Annotated in this window: 19 protein-coding genes and 1 pseudogene; 13 read left to right on the top strand and 7 right to left on the bottom strand. The window is 29.2% G+C overall.

Going from position 1 to position 18,183, the window contains the following annotated elements; all coding sequences use genetic code 11:
• From AJ939_RS01030 to AJ939_RS11045, 3 genes are all read left to right on the top strand, one after another.
• Positions 1-1,308 (top strand): AMP-binding protein (locus AJ939_RS01030; protein WP_070283374.1); only part of this gene is annotated, 1,308 nt, incomplete at its 5' end.
• A gap of 39 nt (positions 1,309-1,347) precedes the next feature.
• A complete protein-coding gene (locus tag AJ939_RS01025; RefSeq protein ID WP_070276008.1) occupies positions 1,348-1,575 on the top strand; it encodes an acyl carrier protein in 228 nt (75 codons plus the stop codon).
• Positions 1,572-3,260, top strand: a complete 1,689-nt coding sequence (locus tag AJ939_RS11045) for a hypothetical protein (RefSeq protein ID WP_250540828.1) — start codon at positions 1,572-1,574, stop codon at positions 3,258-3,260. The genes AJ939_RS01025 and AJ939_RS11045 overlap by 4 nt, the downstream gene beginning before the upstream one ends.
• Here AJ939_RS11045 and rsmD read toward each other — a convergent pair whose 3' ends face one another.
• Genes rsmD through AJ939_RS01005 form a run of 3 tightly spaced genes read right to left on the bottom strand, consistent with a single transcriptional unit; the run spans position 3,261 to position 5,393 of the window.
• The gene (rsmD, locus tag AJ939_RS01015) at positions 3,261-3,947 is read right to left on the bottom strand and encodes a 16S rRNA (guanine(966)-N(2))-methyltransferase RsmD (protein WP_070276011.1); all 687 of its coding nucleotides are present in this window, start codon (positions 3,945-3,947) and stop codon (positions 3,261-3,263) included.
• Positions 3,940-4,323, bottom strand: coding sequence for a hypothetical protein (locus AJ939_RS01010; RefSeq protein ID WP_002870895.1), 384 nt, complete (start codon positions 4,321-4,323; stop codon positions 3,940-3,942). Before AJ939_RS01010 ends, rsmD begins: the two co-directional genes overlap by 8 nt.
• On the bottom strand, positions 4,320-5,393 hold the full coding sequence (locus tag AJ939_RS01005; RefSeq protein ID WP_044778877.1) for a DUF5644 domain-containing protein: 1,074 nt from the start codon (positions 5,391-5,393) through the stop codon (positions 4,320-4,322). Before AJ939_RS01005 ends, AJ939_RS01010 begins: the two co-directional genes overlap by 4 nt.
• Before the next feature lie 86 nt (positions 5,394-5,479).
• Between AJ939_RS01005 and AJ939_RS01000 the strand changes: the two genes are divergently transcribed.
• The 3 genes and pseudogenes from AJ939_RS01000 to AJ939_RS00990 all read left to right on the top strand — a co-directional run.
• Complete coding sequence (locus AJ939_RS01000) at positions 5,480-6,301, top strand: thiamine-phosphate kinase (protein ID WP_070276007.1); 822 nt, start codon at positions 5,480-5,482, stop codon at positions 6,299-6,301.
• Positions 6,270-7,388, top strand: a complete 1,119-nt coding sequence (truD, locus tag AJ939_RS00995) for a tRNA pseudouridine(13) synthase TruD (RefSeq protein WP_070276006.1) — start codon at positions 6,270-6,272, stop codon at positions 7,386-7,388. The genes AJ939_RS01000 and truD overlap by 32 nt, the downstream gene beginning before the upstream one ends.
• Before the next feature lie 111 nt (positions 7,389-7,499).
• Positions 7,500-7,811 (top strand): annotated as a pseudogene (locus AJ939_RS00990) (hypothetical protein); the annotation flags it as partial.
• A 161-nt stretch (positions 7,812-7,972) separates the two neighbouring features.
• Here AJ939_RS00990 and prfB read toward each other — a convergent pair.
• Entirely contained in the window at positions 7,973-9,070 is a 1,098-nt protein-coding gene (gene prfB, locus AJ939_RS00985; protein WP_002867022.1) for a peptide chain release factor 2, read from the bottom strand.
• A 73-nt stretch (positions 9,071-9,143) separates the two neighbouring features.
• Here prfB and rimO point away from each other — a divergent pair, with 73 nt between their 5' ends.
• Together rimO and tilS are read left to right on the top strand one after the other, a co-directional pair.
• The gene (rimO, locus tag AJ939_RS00980; RefSeq protein WP_070276004.1) at positions 9,144-10,463 is read left to right on the top strand and encodes a 30S ribosomal protein S12 methylthiotransferase RimO; all 1,320 of its coding nucleotides are present in this window, start codon (positions 9,144-9,146) and stop codon (positions 10,461-10,463) included.
• Positions 10,453-11,418 carry a tRNA lysidine(34) synthetase TilS gene (tilS, locus tag AJ939_RS00975; protein ID WP_070252589.1) on the top strand — a complete coding sequence of 322 codons (966 nt, stop codon included), beginning with the start codon at positions 10,453-10,455 and terminating at the stop codon, positions 11,416-11,418. The genes rimO and tilS overlap by 11 nt, the downstream gene beginning before the upstream one ends.
• Here the strand turns inward: tilS and AJ939_RS00970 are convergent.
• From AJ939_RS00970 to ciaI, 3 genes are read right to left on the bottom strand one after another with little or no spacing between them, the layout of a single operon-like run.
• The gene (locus AJ939_RS00970) at positions 11,401-12,114 is read right to left on the bottom strand and encodes an EI24 domain-containing protein (protein WP_070252588.1); all 714 of its coding nucleotides are present in this window, start codon (positions 12,112-12,114) and stop codon (positions 11,401-11,403) included. The genes tilS and AJ939_RS00970 overlap by 18 nt on opposite strands.
• A 1-nt stretch (position 12,115) precedes the next feature.
• Positions 12,116-12,805, bottom strand: coding sequence for a dUTPase (dut, locus tag AJ939_RS00965; RefSeq protein WP_070252587.1), 690 nt, complete (start codon positions 12,803-12,805; stop codon positions 12,116-12,118).
• Between the two features lie 36 nt (positions 12,806-12,841).
• Positions 12,842-13,405: an intracellular survival protein CiaI gene (gene ciaI / locus AJ939_RS00960; RefSeq protein WP_002826203.1), complete on the bottom strand. Its 564-nt coding sequence runs from the start codon at positions 13,403-13,405 to the stop codon at positions 12,842-12,844.
• A gap of 75 nt (positions 13,406-13,480) precedes the next feature.
• Here ciaI and AJ939_RS00955 point away from each other — a divergent pair, with 75 nt between their 5' ends.
• The 5 genes from AJ939_RS00955 to AJ939_RS00935 all read left to right on the top strand — a co-directional run bounded on the left by AJ939_RS00955 (position 13,481) and on the right by AJ939_RS00935 (position 18,179).
• Entirely contained in the window at positions 13,481-13,888 is a 408-nt protein-coding gene (locus tag AJ939_RS00955; protein WP_070276003.1) for a hypothetical protein, read from the top strand.
• A 71-nt stretch (positions 13,889-13,959) separates the two neighbouring features.
• A complete protein-coding gene (locus AJ939_RS00950; RefSeq protein ID WP_070276002.1) occupies positions 13,960-14,742 on the top strand; it encodes an ABC transporter permease in 783 nt (260 codons plus the stop codon).
• Entirely contained in the window at positions 14,739-15,401 is a 663-nt protein-coding gene (locus tag AJ939_RS00945) for an ABC transporter ATP-binding protein (protein ID WP_052776624.1), read from the top strand. The genes AJ939_RS00950 and AJ939_RS00945 overlap by 4 nt, the downstream gene beginning before the upstream one ends.
• Positions 15,401-16,519 (top strand): capsule biosynthesis protein, encoded by a 1,119-nt coding sequence (locus tag AJ939_RS00940; RefSeq protein ID WP_052776623.1) that lies wholly within the window; start codon positions 15,401-15,403, stop codon positions 16,517-16,519. The genes AJ939_RS00945 and AJ939_RS00940 overlap by 1 nt, the downstream gene beginning before the upstream one ends.
• 1 nt (position 16,520) lies before the next feature.
• Positions 16,521-18,179, top strand: a complete 1,659-nt coding sequence (locus tag AJ939_RS00935; protein WP_070276001.1) for a polysaccharide biosynthesis/export family protein — start codon at positions 16,521-16,523, stop codon at positions 18,177-18,179.
• Positions 18,180-18,183: the final 4 nt, after the last annotated feature.

Raw genomic sequence — 18,183 nt, 5'->3', positions numbered from 1 at the left:
CCTAAAGGGATTGATTGTTTAATTTCATTTTTTGGAGTGGCATTAAGTGGAAATTTTTATACCCTTTTAGATGAAAAAAGTCCTAAAGAAAGAGTAGAAAAAGTTATAGAAGTTTTAAAACCTAAACTTTTTATCACTTCAAAAGATTTAGAATTTAACTTAGATTTGCCTACGCTTTATACACAAGACTTTGAAAGTTTTAATATAGATGAAAGTTTAATAAAAACTGCAAAAGAAAAACACATAGATACTAATTTACTCTATGTTCTTTTTACCAGTGGGAGTACAGGCATTCCTAAAGGAGTAAGCATAGCACATAAGAGTGTGATTGATTATACTTATAATATTTGCGAAATTTTACAAATCAATCAAAACAGTTCCTTATTAAACCAAACTCCTTTTTATTTTAGTGCTTCTGTAAGAGATATCTTTTCAAGTGTAAAATCAGGAGCGACTTTACACCTTTTACCTAATCATCTTTTTGCCTTTTCACATGAAATTTTATCGTATATGCAAGAGCAAAATACCACACATATTTCATGGGTACCTTCTGTACTTACCCATTTATGTAAAGGGCAAGCTTTAGAAAAATTTCAATTAAAATCATTAAAAACCATAGCTTGGGTAGGGGAATTTATGCCTATTAAAACCTTAAATACTTGGAAAAATAGTTTTCCTCATGCTACTTTTATTAATCTTTATGGTCCTACAGAAATTGCAGGAACTTGTTCTTATTATAAGATTGATCGCGACTTTAAAGAAAATGAAATTTTACCCATAGGAAAAAGTTCAAACAATACTCAAGTTTTACTTTTTGATGAAAATATGCAACTTATTACATCAAAGCAGACAAATCAAAAGGGTGAGCTTTTTATAAGAGGAAGTAATATCTCCCTAGGGTATTACAACGAAAAAGAAAAAACCAAACAAGCTTTTATACAAAATCCTTTACATGATAATTATTTAGATTTACTCTATAAAACAGGAGATATAGCTTCCTATAATGAATTTGGTGAACTTATTTTGCATGGAAGAAAAGATTATCAGATTAAATACATGGGGCATAGAATAGAACTTGGAGAAATAGAAAGTGTGATCAATTCTCATGCAAATATAAAAAATAGCGCTTGTATTTTTAAAGATAAAATCATTTGTTTTTATGAAAGTGATGAAGAATTTAATCTAAAAACCTTCTGCAAAGAAAAACTAGTTTCTTATATGATACCTAGTCAATTCATTAAGCTTGATAAATTACAACTTAATCAAAATGGAAAGATTGATAGAAAGGTTTTAAAAGAACTTATTTAAATAAATATTTTATAATTACAAAAACCAAAGGAGAAAAAAATGCAAGAAATTAAACAATTTTTTATTAATATTGGCAAAGGTGATATTGATGAAAATGAACAAAATTTAGTTAGTAATGATATTATTGATAGCATAGATATTTTAAATTTGGTGAATGAAATTGAAAAATATTATAATAAAACTTTAGATTCTGATTTTATGCGATCTATGTATTTTGAAAGCTTTGAAAGTATTCAAAAAATGATAAAAAAGGCTTTTGATTTATGAAAATTGTATTGCTTGGAACTTGTGAGTTTGCTTGGTTCAATGTTTTTGAAAGCTCTTTAAGGAATTGCAATGCAAAAGTATATGCTTTTAGTTTTCGTGCGGTTCATCCCTTAAGTCATATATATAGTTTATATAGAAAGAAAAATAGACAGATTTTTGAAGAAGCGGAATTAATTATTATATCTCCAACTGCTCAATTTTTTAAAGATAAAGATCATTTAAAGCATTTTTTACCAATATATAATAATATTTATAAGATTTTAAGTCGATTACAAAAAAAAGTTTTAATTATTCAATGGCAACATTGCGCTTTTTGTCATGGGGGATATAAATCTTTTCACAAAATTCAAAGTGAAAAATACGGTTTTAATTTTATTGATGCTTATGATTTTTGCTTCAAGGAAAAACTTCTTGATTTTTATATGCAAATAGTTGATGCAGAACATCCTATGGCCTATGTTTATTCAAAAATGGCTCAAAATATTTGCGAAAATTTTATTTTTTTTAAAAAACCTAAAAAAAATATAAGTCTTGATATACCTGATTTTAAAGTTCTAGACCTAGATGAAATACTAGATTTTAAAAACAGTAATTTTATTAATCAAAGAACTAATTTATATAAAGAAAATACTTATAATTTAAAAAATTCCAAAGAATTAAAACTTAACTTTCCAAAGGAATATCTTGGAATGAAGATTTTGGGGGTATATTACCGTAATAATAAAGATATATTATCTTACTGTGTATTTGAAAATAAAAATCAAAAAGTTTTACAAGGAATTTACCATGTATTAAGCTTTAATGCTTTGGAATATAATTTTATAATTGATTCTGAAATTAAAATTCATCAATCATTAGATGAAGATGTTAAAAAACCATTGTTAACTTGGTTTGATAAAACTTGGGAAAATAATAAAGAAGACATTGGAATTATAGGTTTTCTTCTTGTTTCAGAGGAAGTAGAAGATCTTAAAATTTCAGAAGATATAGAAATTAAAATTTCAGAAGAATATGATTTTACCCATCTTTGTGAATATTTAAAAGAGTATAAAATTATTATTGAGCAATACAATCAAAGAAAAGATCCTATAAAACTAGCCCCTTTGCAAAATCAAATTAAAGAGAAAGATAATATCATCTTTGCTTTAAATCAAGAGAAAACAACTCTACAAAACGAACTCAATTCTTTGCCTGTAAAAAAACAACATTTAGAATTAGCCAATCTAGAACAAGATTTGAAAAATAAAGAATTACAATCGTTTATTTTGAAAAAAGAGCTAGGAGATAAATTTGTAAAAAATATAAATATAAATTATATAGATAAAAATTCAGCTAAAGCTCGTATTCAAAATCATCTATCTTATAAACTAGGACAAGCTTTAATTATTAATTCAAAAAGTATATTAGGCTATATAAGAATGCCTTATGTATTATCATATATAAAAGACAAGCATAGACAAGAACAAAAAGCCTATGAAGAAAAAATAAAAGACAATCCAAATTTAGCCTTACCTCCTTTAGAAACATATCCAGATTACAATGAGGCTTTAAAAGAAAAAGAATGTTTTACTTATAAACTAGGAGAAGCTTTGATAAAAGCTGATAAAGAATGGTATAAGGCTGGATATGTTAAATTTTATTTTAAAGATGTGCCTAGATTGAAGAGGGAGTTTGGGAAGAGGTAATTAGTTTAGGCTATAAAAACTTAAGCTAGTTGATCCAAATTTCTTTTCTTTGACTTTTTGAAAATTTTGGATTTTTTCGGGAGTTTTTATGGTTGAGTGGTGTTCAAAAATGATTAAATTTAAAGTCTTTAAATCTAAATTTTCTAAAAAATGATAAATTTTTTCATAAATATCGCTAAAACCTTCTCTGATATCAAAAGGCGGGTCAAGATATAAGATGATTTCATTTTTTGAATTTTCTATGAGTTGGGGTAAAATTTCAAAAGTATTTGCATGGATTACTTCTAAATTTGGATCTATGTTTTTAGCATTTTCTAAAGCAATTTTATAAGCTTTTACATCAAGTTCTATAGCATAAGCTTTTAAAGCATAATTGCTTAGCGCTTCAGCTGCCATCAAAGCACTTCCACCAAAGGCTTCAATGAAAATTTTATCTCTTAAATCTTCCCTTATTACATTAAAAACACAACTTTTTACTATACTTTTAGTGCTTCTTGTTGTTGTAAGACTAGGTAAAAGTAGTTTTTTTCCTTTGTATTTACCACTTTCTATATTTGTATAAAGCTTTGTTTCTTTGATTTTTTTTATTTTTTCTTTAGGAGGTTTAATTTCTTGTTTTTGAAGAAATTTTTTTCTTTTTTCATTGTGATTAAAAAAGTCTTTAACGCTTATAAATTCATCATTCATCATTAAGTGCTTTTACGAGTTTGTTTTTAAGATCTTTTATGGCAAGATCGATTTTATTTTCATAATCTTTTTTAAATTCCAAAGCAATAGCGTCAATTTTTTCTTCAAGCAGTCTTTTTTGTTCAAGTGCAAGTTGTAAAGCTGCTGCTTTTAAAGCATTGTCAAATTCATTTAAAGACTCAAACAAGGCTTCTTTGCTAAATGGCACGCTTAAAAATGGAGAGTTCTTAGAGATGATAAATAAGGGTTTTGCGGTGTGAATTTTTTCATCGCTAATGATAAAATCACAATCTTTTTTCATTACCAAATGATCTTTTAAAAAAAGTTCTAAAGTTTTTTCTATGATGAGGTCTTTACATTCTAAAGAGATTTTCATATCAAACTAACCTTTAAAGTGTGATTTTTTAATGATGGAGCTTGTATACCTTGGATAAGGGCTAAAAACTCAAAACGACTTAAAATATAAAAGTCTTCAAATTCTCTCCCACTTGTTTGCATAAGTTTTTTAGCACAAGTATCAAAAAGATAAAAATCCTTTTCTTCTTTTACTACCATAAAATCAGCCCCGCTATCATAAGCGTCCAAAACAATATCTGCAGCCATTTTATAGCTTAGTGTGGGATTTAAATTCAGTAAAGTAAAGCCATTATTTTTTGTACTGTTTTCATAGGAAATAAATTTAGCCTCAAGTTTGGATTTTAAAGTATCACAAGCATTAAAACCATAAAAAGCTATATTGAAATCTTTAAAATTATGTTTAATTTCTTTAAGTTCTTTGATCTCATTATCAAAAGCATTGGTTTTAGGTAAATCAAAGTGTAAAATATTTTTATCAAAAAGCCCTAAATTTAAAATTTCATTCTGTAGGTTTTTGATCGTTGTTTCTAAAATTTCATTTTTACTTTCAAGGTGATAAAAAATACCCTTTTCTTTATCTGCTAGAGTTTTTAAAATTTCTATCTTTTTTTCAGGATATTTTTCTATCATTTTTGAGGCCAAATAAAACACTCCATCGCCCATATATTCAGGAAGATAGTCTAAAATTTCACTTGCATAATATAAATAATCATATTTTGCATAAAGCTTTTTATCCTCTTCATCGCCAAATTTTTCAAGATATTTGTATTTGTCTAAAAAATCATTTTTATCAATGATAAGATCTTTAATAGCTCTTTTTGTGCTTAAAGGCTCGATACAAAGATTAAAATCAAATTCTTTTGCTATTTTTTCTAAAGGTGTAAAAAGTGGTATGATTTGCTTATTTACCACTATGTAAGTGTCTTCATCTTTATCAAAATCAAAATAAATATCATCATCTTGAACTTGCAAAAGCAAATCATAAAAGCTTGCAAAATTTTCATAATTATCATAAATATAAGGTTTATAATAAGCCTCATAATCCTTGGTTTTATCAAATCTAAAAATTCTTAATTCTAATTTTTTCATGGTTTTTCCTTAAATATTTCTATATTATATAAAATTTTTCTAAAATTCACTAGAATTTAAAAGGAAATTTTATAAAATCACGCATTATGAACAAAGAAGATTTTATTATCAAAGCTTTTTTAAATGAAAAAAATGGCGATGATGGAGCTATTATCGATGATTGGTGTTTTAGTAAGGATTTATTTTTTGAAAATGTGCATTTTAAAAGAGAGTGGCTTAGCTTAGAGCAAATCGCTACAAAAGCAATGCTTGTCAATATCTCAGATGCCATTGTGATGAATGCTGTACCAAAATACGCACTTTTAGGACTTGCTTTACCAAAAAATTTAAGCGAAAATGAGATCAAAGCCTTGCAAAAAGGTTTTTTAAAAACAGCTAGGAAATTTAATATAAAAATCATAGGCGGCGATACTATAAGTAATGATAAAATAGACATTAGTCTTACTATCATTTCAAAGATTAACGATAAAGCCGTTTTTAGAAAAGGTTTAAAAAAGGGACATTTGCTTGCTTATACAGGAAAATTAGGACGAAGTTTAAAAGGGCTTGAAATTTTACAAAATGGGGGCACTTTAAAACCAAACCATGTATTTATAAAGCCAAAATTAAGAGCTAGTTTTTTTTATGAAATCGCACCTTTGATTTCTTGTGCTATGGATATTTCAGATGGTTTAAGTAAGGATTTATCAAGACTTTTAGCCTTAAATAAATGCGGTATTTCTTGGTTTAAAAAACTTGATGATTATACGCTTTATAGCGGAGAAGAATATGAAATTTTATTTGCTTTTGATGAAAAAGAATGGCAAAATATAGAAACAATAGCCAAAAAACACGGCGTGAAATTAAATATCTTTGGAAAAGCAGTGAAAGGAAAATATGAATTTAGCGGAAGAGAACATCATTTTTAAGCCTTTGTATAGTTTAAAACACAGTCCTATTAATGCGTATTTTAGTAAAAATAGCGATGATTTTGTAGTGCGTGAAAGGCCTTTGTATGAATTTAGCGGCAAGGGTGAGCATCTTATTTTGCATATCAATAAAAAAGATTTAACCACAAATGAAGCTTTAAAAATTTTAAGCGAAGCAAGCGGGGTTAAAATAAGAGATTTTGGTTATGCAGGGCTTAAAGACAAGCAAGGAACAACCTTTCAATACCTTTCTATGCCTAAAAAATTTGAGAGTTTTTTGTCAAATTTTTCTCATCCTAAACTTAAAATTTTAGAAATTTTTACCCATGAAAACAAGCTAAGAATAGGGCATTTAAAAGGAAATTCTTTTTTCATACGCTTAAAAAAAGTTTTACCAAGCGATGCTTTAAAACTAGAACAAGCTTTGATAAATTTGGATAAACAAGGTTTTGCGAATTATTTTGGTTATCAGCGTTTTGGAAAATTTGGGGATAATTATAAAGAAGGGCTTGAAATTTTGCGTGGTAAAAAGATGAAAAATGTAAAAATGAAAGAGTTTTTAATCTCGGCTTTTCAAAGTGAGCTTTTTAATCGCTATTTGAGTAAAAGAGTGGAGTTATCGCATTTTGCAAATGATTTTAGCGAAAAAGAATTGATCCAAATTTATAAAATTTCTAAAGAAGAAGCCAAGGAACTTAAAAAACAAGAACAATTTTTTAAGCTTTTAAAAGGCGAGGTTTTAGGGCATTATCCTTTTGGAAAGTGTTTTTTATGCGAGGATTTAAATGCTGAGCTTGAGCGTTTTAGAGCAAGAGACATTAGCGCTATGGGACTTTTAATCGGTGCTAAGGCTTATGAAACAGGAGAAGGTTTGGCTTTAAATTTAGAAAATGAAATGTTTAAAGATGCTTTGGAGTTTAAATCCAAAATGCAAGGTTCAAGACGCTTTATGTGGGGATATTTAGAAGAGTTAAAATGGCGTTATGATGAAGAAAAAGCTCATTTTTGTATAGAGTTTTTCTTGCAAAAAGGCTCTTATGCTACTGTAGTTTTAGAAGAAATTTTGCATAAAAATTTGTTTGAATGAAATGATTATGAGTTAAATTTTATGTGATTTTTGCTTTAAAAATTTATTATAAAAATGATATTTAAATTTAGGTATAATTATATTAATTTAATTTTTAAAATAGGAGTAAAAATGAAAAAGATTTTAACAAGTGTTTTGGCTTTAGGAGCTATGACTTTAATTATAGGTTGTGGCGATGGCGGTTTAGTCGAATTAAAAAACAATGGCAACGATCAAGCTATGTTTGATTTAGGTAATCAAGAGATTATGAAAAAATATCCAAATTATAAGCTTTATGATTATACTTCAGTCAGAGCAATTAGTGATATTAAAGACCCAGAAGGTAAAATCAAAGAAATGAAGCGTGATTTAGAAATAGATAAAACTCCATACTCAAACTATGTTTTCTTATTAAATCCAAATGATAAAAGAGATTATAAAGTTGTGAGTATTTATTGCGATAGAGATCTTAAGAAAAGAATTTATTGTTCTGCGAATGACGCATTTAGGTTTTATGCAAGATAATAAAACAAGCGGGAAAGTCCCGCTATCTTTCTAATTTTTTTATACCGACATTTTGCAGAAATTACTTATTTTTAAGCCTGTTACTCCGCTTTTAAAGCAATCAAAACGCCTTCTATCATTTTTTTGATATCTCCATCAAGGATATTATCCACTTGAGAAAAAGCTTCTCCACTGCGATTGTCTTTGACTTGCTGATAAGGGAAAAGCACATAAGAGCGGATTTGATGCCCCCAGCCTATCTCACTTTTTTCTCCAGCATTGGCACTATCTTGTTGTTTCATGAGTTCAAGTTCATAAAGGCGAGATTTTAGCATTTTAAAAGCGGTAGCTTTGTTTTTGTGCTGACTTCTGTCATTTTGGCATTGTACAACTATACCAGTTGGAAAATGCGTGATTCTCACGGCTGATTCTGTTTTATTAACATGTTGTCCACCTGCACCACTTGCTCTGTAATAATCTATTCTTATGTCTTTTTCTTCGATTTCAATTTCTATATCATCATCAAGTTCAGGGCTTACCATAACACTTGAAAAGCTTGTATGGCGGCGTCCTGCACTATCAAAAGGAGAAGTTCTTACCAAACGATGAATGCCATTTTCAGCCTTTAAATAACCATAAGCATTTTCGCCTTTAACCAAAAAGCTCACATCTTTAAGTCCTGCTTCTTCGCCTTCTTGAAAGTCTAGAGTTTCGACTTTAAAACCTTCTCTTTCGCAAAATCTTAAATACATTCTATAAAGTATGCTTGCCCAGTCATTACTTTCTGTTCCGCCCGCACCTGGATGAATGGAAACAATGGCATTTTTACCATCATTTTCCCCACTTAAAAGCATGGAAATTTCAAGACTTGTGATGGTATCTTCAAGTTTTGGTGCATCATTAAATAAAGCTTCAAGCGTTTCTGTATCGTTTTCGCTATTGGCTAGATCGAAAAGTTCGCTTGCGTCATTTAGGGCATTAAAAGCATTTTCATAGTTTTTAAGTAGATTGGTGATTTTGGTTTTTTCTTTGCCTATGATCCCTGCTTGTTTGACATCACTCCAAAAAGAAGGAGAATTTTCAAGCTCTTCGATTTCTTTAAGCCTTGTTTGGATATTTTCAGGCTTGATGATGGAGGCTATGTTGCCGACTTTGTTTTTTAAAGTTTTTAAAAGTTCGCTAAATTCGTAATTATCCATAAAATTTCTTTGCTATAATTATATTTTTAAAATCAAAAATTATATCAAAAGAAAACTTTAATATAGGAAAAAAATGCCAAAACTTTATCTTATGTCTTTAGGTTGTAATAAAAATTTAGTCGATAGTGAGATCATGCTAGGACGCCTTAGTGCTTATGAGCTTTGCGATGAACCAAACAATGCTGATGTTTTAATCGTAAATACCTGTGGTTTTATCGATAGTGCGAAAAAAGAAAGCATTAATGCGATTTTGGATTTGCACGAACAAAGAAAAAAAGATTCTCTTTTGGTGGTTACGGGTTGTTTGATGCAGCGTTACCGAGAAGAACTTATGAAAGAACTTCCTGAGGTTGATCTTTTCACAGGTGTGGGTGATTATGAAAGAATCGATGAAATGATACTCAAAAAAACAAATTTATTTTCAAATTCGACTTATTTGCAGAGTGAAAATTCCAAACGCATTATCACAGGTTCAAATTCTCATGCTTTTATAAAAATCGCCGAGGGTTGTAATCAAAAATGCTCTTTTTGTGCCATCCCAAGTTTTAAAGGCAAGTTAAAATCTCGCGAAATAAGTAGCATTATAGCTGAGCTTAAAGATTTGGTAGCTAGAGGTTATAAGGATTTTTCTTTTATTGCACAAGATACGAGTTCTTATTTGTTCGATAAGGGTGAAAAAGATGGGCTTATACGCTTAATCGATGAGGTAGAAAAAATCAAAGGCATAAGAGCGGCTAGAATTTTATATCTTTATCCTACGAGTGCGAGTGAAGCTTTGATCAAACGCATTATAGCTTCTGAAATTTTTGTAAATTATTTTGATATGCCTTTACAGCACATAAGTGATAATATGCTTAAAATCATGAAGCGTGGGGCAAATAGCACAAGACTTAAAGAAATGTTAAATTTAATGAAAAGTGCGCCAAATAGCTTTTTACGCACAGGCTTTATCGTAGGGCATCCAGGTGAGAGCGAAGCGGATTTTGAAGAGCTTTGTGAATTTGTTAAAGACTTTGGTTTTGATAGAGTGAGCGTTTTTGCGTATTCTAAGGAAGAAGATACGGCCGCTTTTGATATGGAGCAAGTGCCTTTTAAAGTGATCAATAAAAGACTTAAAATCATAGAAAAAATTGTTGATGAAGTCATAGAAAAAAGTTTTGAAAAAGAAGTAGGGCAAAAGCGTTTAGTAGTTTGCACGGGAGAAAGTAGTGAGGGAGAGTTTTTCATCGCAGCTAAAGATTTAAGATGGGATAGAGAGATTGATGGGGAAATTCTTATCAATGAAAGCGAATGTGGAAATTTAGAAATGGGGCAAATTTATGAATGTGAAATTTTACAAAACCTTGATAAAAAGCTCCTTGCTAAGGCTTTAAGAAAAGTAGATGCAAATTAAAGATGAAATTTTATCCCTTTTAAAAAGGGGTAAAAATTTACTCGCTTTTTCTTATGGAAGTGATTCTAGTGCGCTTTTTTATCTTCTAATGCGAGAAAAGATTGACTTTGATCTTGTGATGATAAATTACAAAACTAGAAAAAATAGTGATTTAGAAGAGTTAAAAGCCAAAGAGCTTGCTTTGAAATTTCATAAAAAAATTTTCATAGAATACGCTCCTAAATTTCAAAGTAATTTTGAAAAAAAAGCTAGAGATTTTCGCTATGATTTTTTTGAAAAAATTTGTCTTGAGCAAGATTATGATCATCTTATCTTAGCCCATCATTTAAACGATCAGTTTGAGTGGTTTTTGATGCAACTTTCTCGTGGTGCAGGTTTGGCTGAAATTTTAGGTATGCAAGAGTGTGAAAAACGCTCAAATTATACACTGTTACGCCCTTTACTCTTTATAAGTAAAGATGAAATTTCATCTTTTTTAAAAGAAAAAGATATTTTTTATTTCCATGATGAAAGCAATGAAAATGAAAAATATTTTAGAAATTATATAAGAAAAAATTTCTCCAATGCCTTTGTGAGTGAATTTCATCAGGGTTTAAAAAGAAGCTTTTCTTATCTTGGTGAAGATAGGAAAAAACTTTATGATTTTGAAAACATCAAAGAAGTTCAAGGACTTCTTATTTGCCCTAAAAATGAAAGTTTGATTGCTAGAGCGGTGAAAATGAAAGGTTTACTTTTGAGCACGGCACAAAGAAAAGAGCTTTTAAAGGGTGATTGTGTTTTAGGTGGTAAAATAGCACTTGTATATAAAAACGAACAAGCTATTGTTTTTGAGTATGAAACTTGTCAAAAATTACCTAAAAATTTTAAAGAAGAGTGCAGAATAGCTAAAATTCCAAAGCTTTTAAGAGCTTATTTATATAATCATAAAATCGATATTTCAAGTCTTAGCTTTTAGTTTTAAAATTCTTTGATAGGCTAAATGTGTGAGAAAAATCACAAAAAACACTTGCAAAAAAAGTCCTAAAAGTGGTACTGATGAGAGTAGATAAAAACAAAGAGTGCTAAATTTAAACTCTAAAGGCGAAAAATTAGAATGAAAATTTTTAAAGCTTTCTTTGTCTAAAATCGTGCTTGTAATATCAATCATTAAAAGTTTGTGAAAGAGATAATAAAAAGCAAGATAATATACAAAAATATTGATAAAAGGTAAAAATAAAGCCAAGGTACAAAGCAGTAAAATCCCTATAAATTTTATAAATATTTTAAAAAATTCAAAGATAGTTTTTAGGGTTGAAACTTCGTTTGTATTATCATAATGGTAATATTTTTGGTTGATTTCTTTAGCGATAAAAGGGGTAAGAAAAGAAGTGATAAAAAGGGCTAAAAAAACCGAAGCAAAAACAACAATAAAACCTGAAAATAAAAAACTTATGATGGTGATTAAAATTTGTACAAAATGAAGGGCATAAAACCACGCCCAAAACGAATCCTCTCCAACGCTAAATAAAGAATTGAAATAATCCAGCAAAGCCGAAAAGCCAAGTGCTCCTAAAAAAAGCATAAATATAAGGCTAAAAATCAAAGGAATTAAAGCAAATTTTAAAAATTTAAAACTGAAAAAATCTTTGATTGCAAGTTTTAAAATATCCAAATTATGCCTTTTTGTAGTATTCTTCTAGTTTTTTATAAATAGTATCAAAATCAAGCTCTTGTTCTAAAATTTGAGCTAAAACTTCATTGTCTTCTTTGTTATTCCAAGTTTTTTTATAACTACCATCTTTGTAACCATTGTTTTGTCTAAAGATATTTAAAACATTTTTACCTATGTAGGTTTTATAAAGAATTTCAAGATTAAGCCCGCATTTAATAGCTAGGGTAAAATAGGTTGAAAGCAATTCTCCAAGATTAAATCCAAAGCCACTGCATTTATGGATAATAAGCTCTATATCATTTAAAATACTATAAATATCACTCTCATTAGGATGCTCTTCTTCTTTGCAAAAATCCTGAAATACACTTACTGAAATCACTTCATTGGCTATAATTTTAAAATCATTTCCATTTTTATTGCGATATTCTTCAAGTAAAAGACTTAAGATAAAATGCCAAATATCGACAATCTCTATGCGTACATTTTCCCAATTTGTTGGACTTGAAATGTTTTTCCAATGTTTCCATGTAAAAGAGTCTATAAGTTCTGCACATTCCATATAAATACAGCGTCTCCAACTGATCAGTTTTCCTTCTTTGGTATAGCCATTTTCCCAATTTAAGCCATTGGTTTCATCGTTGAGTTTTTGTTGGAGTTTGAGCATATTTTCTAAAATTTCGATATTTGTCATTTAAAAACTCCTTGATAATTTTTAATATTATATGATTTAAGCGTAAAGATTTAAACTATCATCTGTCTTATCTTGATTTTCCTTGGCTTTTTCTTGTTGTTTTTCAAGTTGTTTTTTCATTTGTTCTAAAACTTCATCAAGAAGTTTTTTGCTATCTTCAAGCATAGAAGCATTGATATCTTTATCATCTGTTTGATTTTGTTTTAGTAAATCACTGAGTTTATTTGTAAAATTATTCATAATAGCATTTTGATGGTTTTCATCATTTGGTGTTGGTAGAACATTTGCCATTTGCATAGCTGATTCGATAATTTCCTTTGGCTTTAACTCTCCGACTTTAGAATTTGCTAAAAAGTCTTTGATCATAGGTTCAACTTCTTTCATAGCATTTTTAATCTCATCAAGATCATTTTGTGTGAGTTTAGAGCCTTCAAAAGTAAAGCTAAAGCCATACTGACGTTTAAGATTAAGAGTTTTACCTTCTTCATTATTTGCATAACTTACACTTTGATTGTCATACATAGATAAGGCTAAATGTTTGCCACTTTTTGTTGTATAATCCATCGAAAAACTTTGGTTTTTGCTAGCATCAATTTGCATTTCTTCCCCTTATATTTATAGTTTATAAAATTATAATCGGTTATTTTTAAAAATATTTTAGTATAATTTTACAATATGGATGAAAGAATTTTAGAATTTATAAAAAATGAGCAGCTTTTATCTTGGGCTATGATTGATGAAAAAGGTGTTTATACAGCTAGTGCTTTTTATGTTTTTGATGAGAAGAATTTAGCTTTTATTATCGCTTCTCATGAAGATACTAAGCATATAAGATTAGCTAGTGAAAATTCAAGTATAGCACTTAATATAGCCAAAGAAAGCAAAATAGCCTTTTTAAAAGGTGTGCAAGCTAAGGCCGAGTTTAAAATGGCAAGCAAGGAACAAATGAAAATTTATTTTTCTAAATTTCCCTTTGCTAAGCTTGATAAAAGTGTAAAAATTTATGCTTTAGAGTTTTTTTGGCTTAAATTTACTAACAATGCTTTAGGACTTAGTAAAAAGCTTGAATTTTGTAAAAAATAAATTTTTATGATTTTATTTAAAAAAATGAGTTATGATTATAGTTTATGTAAATTGTTAGGTATAGAAAATAAATGTTCAATGTAATTCACGCTTTATTTTTTAGAGAATTAAAAACTAGATTTGGTGCTAATAGGCATTTGGGTTATCTTTGGGTAGTTGGAGAACCAATGTCAATAATACTTGCCATCACAGTAATTGTCACTATCATAAGAGAATATAATCATCAAGTTATGCCTGAGGGAATTTCTATTTTTATGTTTGTAGTTTCAGGTATTATGCCTTTTTTTATGTTTAGAAGTATAGTAACCCAAATTATGAATGGTACTCAAGCAAATTTGGCTCTTTTTGCTTATAAACCTGTAAAGCCTATACATGTATTTATTGCTAGAACTTTGCTTGAATTTTGTATTTATTTTGTGATTTTTATCACTGTACTTTTTTTTGCAGGGTGGTTTTTTAGGTTTAATGTATTCCCTGTTCATTTGCTTGGGGTTCTATTTTGCATTTTTTTACTTATGTGTTCAGCTTTTGCTTTGGGGATTTGTTTTGCTATTATTTGGCATTTTGTAGAATCTTTAAGAGCTTTGCTTATTTATTTTAGTATATTAGTTTATTGGACTTCAGGTATTATACTTCCTACTTGGTTAACCCCTCGTCCTTTACTTGATATACTATATTATAATCCCTTACTTCATATTTTTGAACTTTTAAGATTTAATTTCTTTGAGAATTATCCTTTGCAAGATGAATATAGTTATTTTTATGCTATATTTTGGATTTTACTTGTTTTATTTATAGGACTTTTTGTCTATTACTATAATAGACAAGCTTTAACGGCGGCAAAAAAAGAATGATAAAACTAATTAATCTAACAAAATCTTATCCTCTATTTAGCGGTGGAAGGCATTATGTTTTTAAAAATTTTACTTTTGAATTTCCTGAAAATTGTAGTATAGGATTGATGGGGGGCAATGGTGCAGGTAAGTCCACTCTCATGAGACTTCTAAGCGGGGCAGAGCTTCCTGATAGTGGCAAGATAATTACTAATAAAAAATTATCTTGGCCTTTGGGATTAAATGGGGCTTTTCAAGGTTCTTTAACTGCTAGAGATAATGCTAAATTTGTAGCTAGAGTGTATGGATATAAGGGTAAAGAACTTCAAGAAAAAGTAAAATTCGTAGAAGATTTTGCAGAACTTGGGAAATTTTTTGATGAGCCTATGAAGACTTATTCTTCGGGAATGAGTGCTAGGATAGCTTTTGGACTTAGTATGGCTTTTGATTTTGATTATTATTTAATTGATGAAGCAGGAGCTGTTGGAGATCCTGCTTTTAGGGAAAAAAGTGTGAAATTATATAAAGAAAGATTAAGCAAATCAAAAGTGATTATAGTATCTCATAATGTAGCTGAAATTAAAGAATGGTGTGATAAAATAATTTATATGAAAAATGGACAAATTACGGTTTATGATGATATAGACGAAGGAATAGCTGTATATCAAGGAAAAGCTTAATGGAAGAAAATAAAACTTTATTAGAAAAAATCAAAGATTTAAGTATATTTGATTCTTTTAAAATTGTTTGGTTTATAATGATTTTTGTTGTGATTTATTATACATTGATTGCAGCACCAAGATATGTAAGCACGATGATTTTAGATGTTAGATCAACAAGTGGAGAAAGTGTTCAAACAAGTGGAATCTTGTCTTTGCTTAGTAGTACTTCTACAGCAAGCGAAGATTTAAATTATCTAAAAGGTTATATAGAATCAAGTGATATGTTAAAGATTTTGGATGAAAAAATCAAACTTAAAAATCTTTATCAAGAACAACATATAGATTTACCTTTTAAAATTTGGGATTCAAGCTCGATAGAATCTTATCTTAAATACTACCAAGCAAGAGTTAAGGTTCATACGGATGAAACCACTAAACTTTTAAAAGTTGAAGTAGAGGGTTTTACACCTAAATCAGCTCATTTGATTGCTCAAACTATTATGCAAGAAAGCGAAAAGTTTATCAACGAAATCTCTCATAAAGCAGCTAGAGAGCAAATGGCTTTTGCTGAAAATGAAGTACAAAAATACAAAGAACGATATCAAAAAGCACAAAATGATTTGATTGCTTTTCAAAATAAATATGGAGTTTTTGACCCTTTAAAGCAAGCTGAAACTAAAGCAAGTTTGGTTGCGCAAATTGAGGCTAATCTAGCTCAAAAAGAAGCTAAACTTTTAACTTTACAAAGCTATATGAATGATGCAGCACCTGAAGTAGTAGCACTTAAAGCAGAAATTGAAGCGATTAAAAAACAGCTTTTAAGGGAAAAATCTAAAATTTCAGCTAACAATTCTTCTCAAAAGCTTAATGATTTGGCTGCTAAATTTCAGGATTTAACTATAGAAGCTACTTTTGCGCAAAAAGCTTATGAAGCAGCTTTAAAAGCTTATGAAAGTGCTAGAATAGAAGCATTAAGAAAAATAAAACAACTTGTCATCATTCAAAGTCCAGATGTTCCAGAAAGCGCAAAATATCCTGAAAGAATTTATGATATTTTAACAGCATTTATTGTATTATCTTTGATTTTTGGGATTGTTAAATTTATTAAAATGATAATAGAGGAGCATAAGTATTAAAATGAAAAAAATATTAATTTTATTTTTTAGTTGTATTTTATGTTTTGGAGCTGTGGATGTTTCACAAATCATTTCAGCAGAGGATCAAGATTCTACTACAACTAGCATAGATCAAAATTTAAACTCAAATTATGATATAGCAAATAAAGAAAATAATTTTACAAAAATTCATCAAATTTTAGTATTTGGTGCTCATCTTTTTAATGGAAATTTTAAAAATTACAATCAAAGAGTTTATAACCCAGATTATAAGATCGCAGTTGGCGATCAAATTAGTCTTAAAATTTGGGGAGCTGTTGAGTTTTCGCAAGTTTTAGTGGTGGATTCTCAAGGAAATATTTTTATCCCTAAAGTAGGAGCTGTAAATTTATTAGGTGTGAAAAATAGTGCTCTTGTAGGTGTTATAAAAGCGCGTGTTAATAAAATCTATAAAAGCAATGTTTTTGTTTATGCAGATATGAATGCTTATCAAAATGTCAGTGTTTTTGTAACAGGAAGTGTTAATGCTCCAGGACTTTATCAAGGACTTAGTTCGGATTCAGTGATCCAGTATCTTGATAAAGCAGGGGGTATAAATTTAGAATATGGAAGTTTTAGAGATATTCAAATTTTGCGCAATAATAGCGTGATAAAAAATATCGATTTATATGATTTTTTACTAAAGGGGCAAATGGATCTTTTTCCTTTTAGAAGTGGAGATGTTATTTTGGTAGGAAATGTTCAAAATTACGCTTTTGTTAACGGTGATGTGCAAAGACCTTTTCGTTTTGAACTTTCAAATGATATTAAAACTTTAGCTGACTTAGCTAGAGTATCAGGCGCTAAACCTATTGTAACTAATGCTATCGTAAAAAGTTATGGTGAAGATCATAAACTTGATGTCAGTGCTTATAATAAAATGCAATTTTCAAAAGTTTTGCTTAGAACGGGAGATGAAGTAGAATTTCACCCTGAGTATGTTTCTGAAAATATAACTATAAGTGTAAATGGTGAGCATAATGGTTTAAAAACTTTGGTTGTGGGTAAAGGAACGACTTTAGAAGATATTTCTAAACTAATCAAGGCTAATCCGCAATCAAACATGCAAGCTTTACAAGTGTTTAGAAAAAGTGTAGCTAGAACTCAAAAAGAACTTATCAATGCTCAGCTTAAAGAGCTTGAAACTCTAGCTTTAACTAGTAGTTCTGTTACATCTCAAGGTGCAGCTATAAGAGCTCAACAAGCAAAAACGATTTTAGAATTTATCCAAAGAGCTAAGCAAGTGCAACCAAAAGGCCAAATTGTCATCGATAATCCAAAATCTTATAATTCGGTTATTTTAGAAGATGGTGATACTATTAATGTACCAAGTAAGAATAATCTCATTATAGTTCAAGGCGAGGTTTCTTTACCTGGGGCTTTTGTGTATGATAAGGGTAAAGATTTAAGATATTATATCAATCTTGCAGGAGGTTATGGAGAAAGAGCGGATACTTCAAAAGTTTTGGTGATACGAAGCAATGGAAAAGCTGAAAAATATCATAGTGGTATAGATATGAAACCAGGCGATTCTGTGTTGGTATTGCCAAAAGTGGATAGTGAGAATTTGCAAATTTTTTCAATGTTAACTCAAATTCTTTATCAAATTGCTATCGCAACCAATGTTGTGCTTAATCTTTAAGGTT

Origin of the sequence: Campylobacter sp. BCW_6889 (assembly GCF_001762535.1) — a bacterium.
Classification (GTDB): domain Bacteria; phylum Campylobacterota; class Campylobacteria; order Campylobacterales; family Campylobacteraceae; genus Campylobacter_D; species Campylobacter_D jejuni.
Note: the sequence above shows the minus strand (reverse complement) of the source record. Positions and strands in the feature narration are given on the sequence as shown.

Coding starts and splice junctions, on each gene's coding strand:
- AJ939_RS01025 (WP_070276008.1), top strand. CDS start 1,348: ATGCAAGAAATTAAACAATTTTTTATTAATATTGGCAAAGGTGATATT.
- AJ939_RS11045 (WP_250540828.1), top strand. CDS start 1,572: ATGAAAATTGTATTGCTTGGAACTTGTGAGTTTGCTTGGTTCAATGTT.
- rsmD (WP_070276011.1), bottom strand. CDS start 3,947: ATGAATGATGAATTTATAAGCGTTAAAGACTTTTTTAATCACAATGAA.
- AJ939_RS01010 (WP_002870895.1), bottom strand. CDS start 4,323: ATGAAAATCTCTTTAGAATGTAAAGACCTCATCATAGAAAAAACTTTA.
- AJ939_RS01005 (WP_044778877.1), bottom strand. CDS start 5,393: ATGAAAAAATTAGAATTAAGAATTTTTAGATTTGATAAAACCAAGGAT.
- AJ939_RS01000 (WP_070276007.1), top strand. CDS start 5,480: ATGAACAAAGAAGATTTTATTATCAAAGCTTTTTTAAATGAAAAAAAT.
- truD (WP_070276006.1), top strand. CDS start 6,270: ATGAATTTAGCGGAAGAGAACATCATTTTTAAGCCTTTGTATAGTTTA.
- prfB (WP_002867022.1), bottom strand. CDS start 9,070: ATGGATAATTACGAATTTAGCGAACTTTTAAAAACTTTAAAAAACAAA.
- rimO (WP_070276004.1), top strand. CDS start 9,144: ATGCCAAAACTTTATCTTATGTCTTTAGGTTGTAATAAAAATTTAGTC.
- tilS (WP_070252589.1), top strand. CDS start 10,453: ATGCAAATTAAAGATGAAATTTTATCCCTTTTAAAAAGGGGTAAAAAT.
- dut (WP_070252587.1), bottom strand. CDS start 12,805: ATGACAAATATCGAAATTTTAGAAAATATGCTCAAACTCCAACAAAAA.
- ciaI (WP_002826203.1), bottom strand. CDS start 13,405: ATGCAAATTGATGCTAGCAAAAACCAAAGTTTTTCGATGGATTATACA.
- AJ939_RS00955 (WP_070276003.1), top strand. CDS start 13,481: ATGGATGAAAGAATTTTAGAATTTATAAAAAATGAGCAGCTTTTATCT.
- AJ939_RS00950 (WP_070276002.1), top strand. CDS start 13,960: ATGTTCAATGTAATTCACGCTTTATTTTTTAGAGAATTAAAAACTAGA.
- AJ939_RS00945 (WP_052776624.1), top strand. CDS start 14,739: ATGATAAAACTAATTAATCTAACAAAATCTTATCCTCTATTTAGCGGT.
- AJ939_RS00940 (WP_052776623.1), top strand. CDS start 15,401: ATGGAAGAAAATAAAACTTTATTAGAAAAAATCAAAGATTTAAGTATA.
- AJ939_RS00935 (WP_070276001.1), top strand. CDS start 16,521: ATGAAAAAAATATTAATTTTATTTTTTAGTTGTATTTTATGTTTTGGA.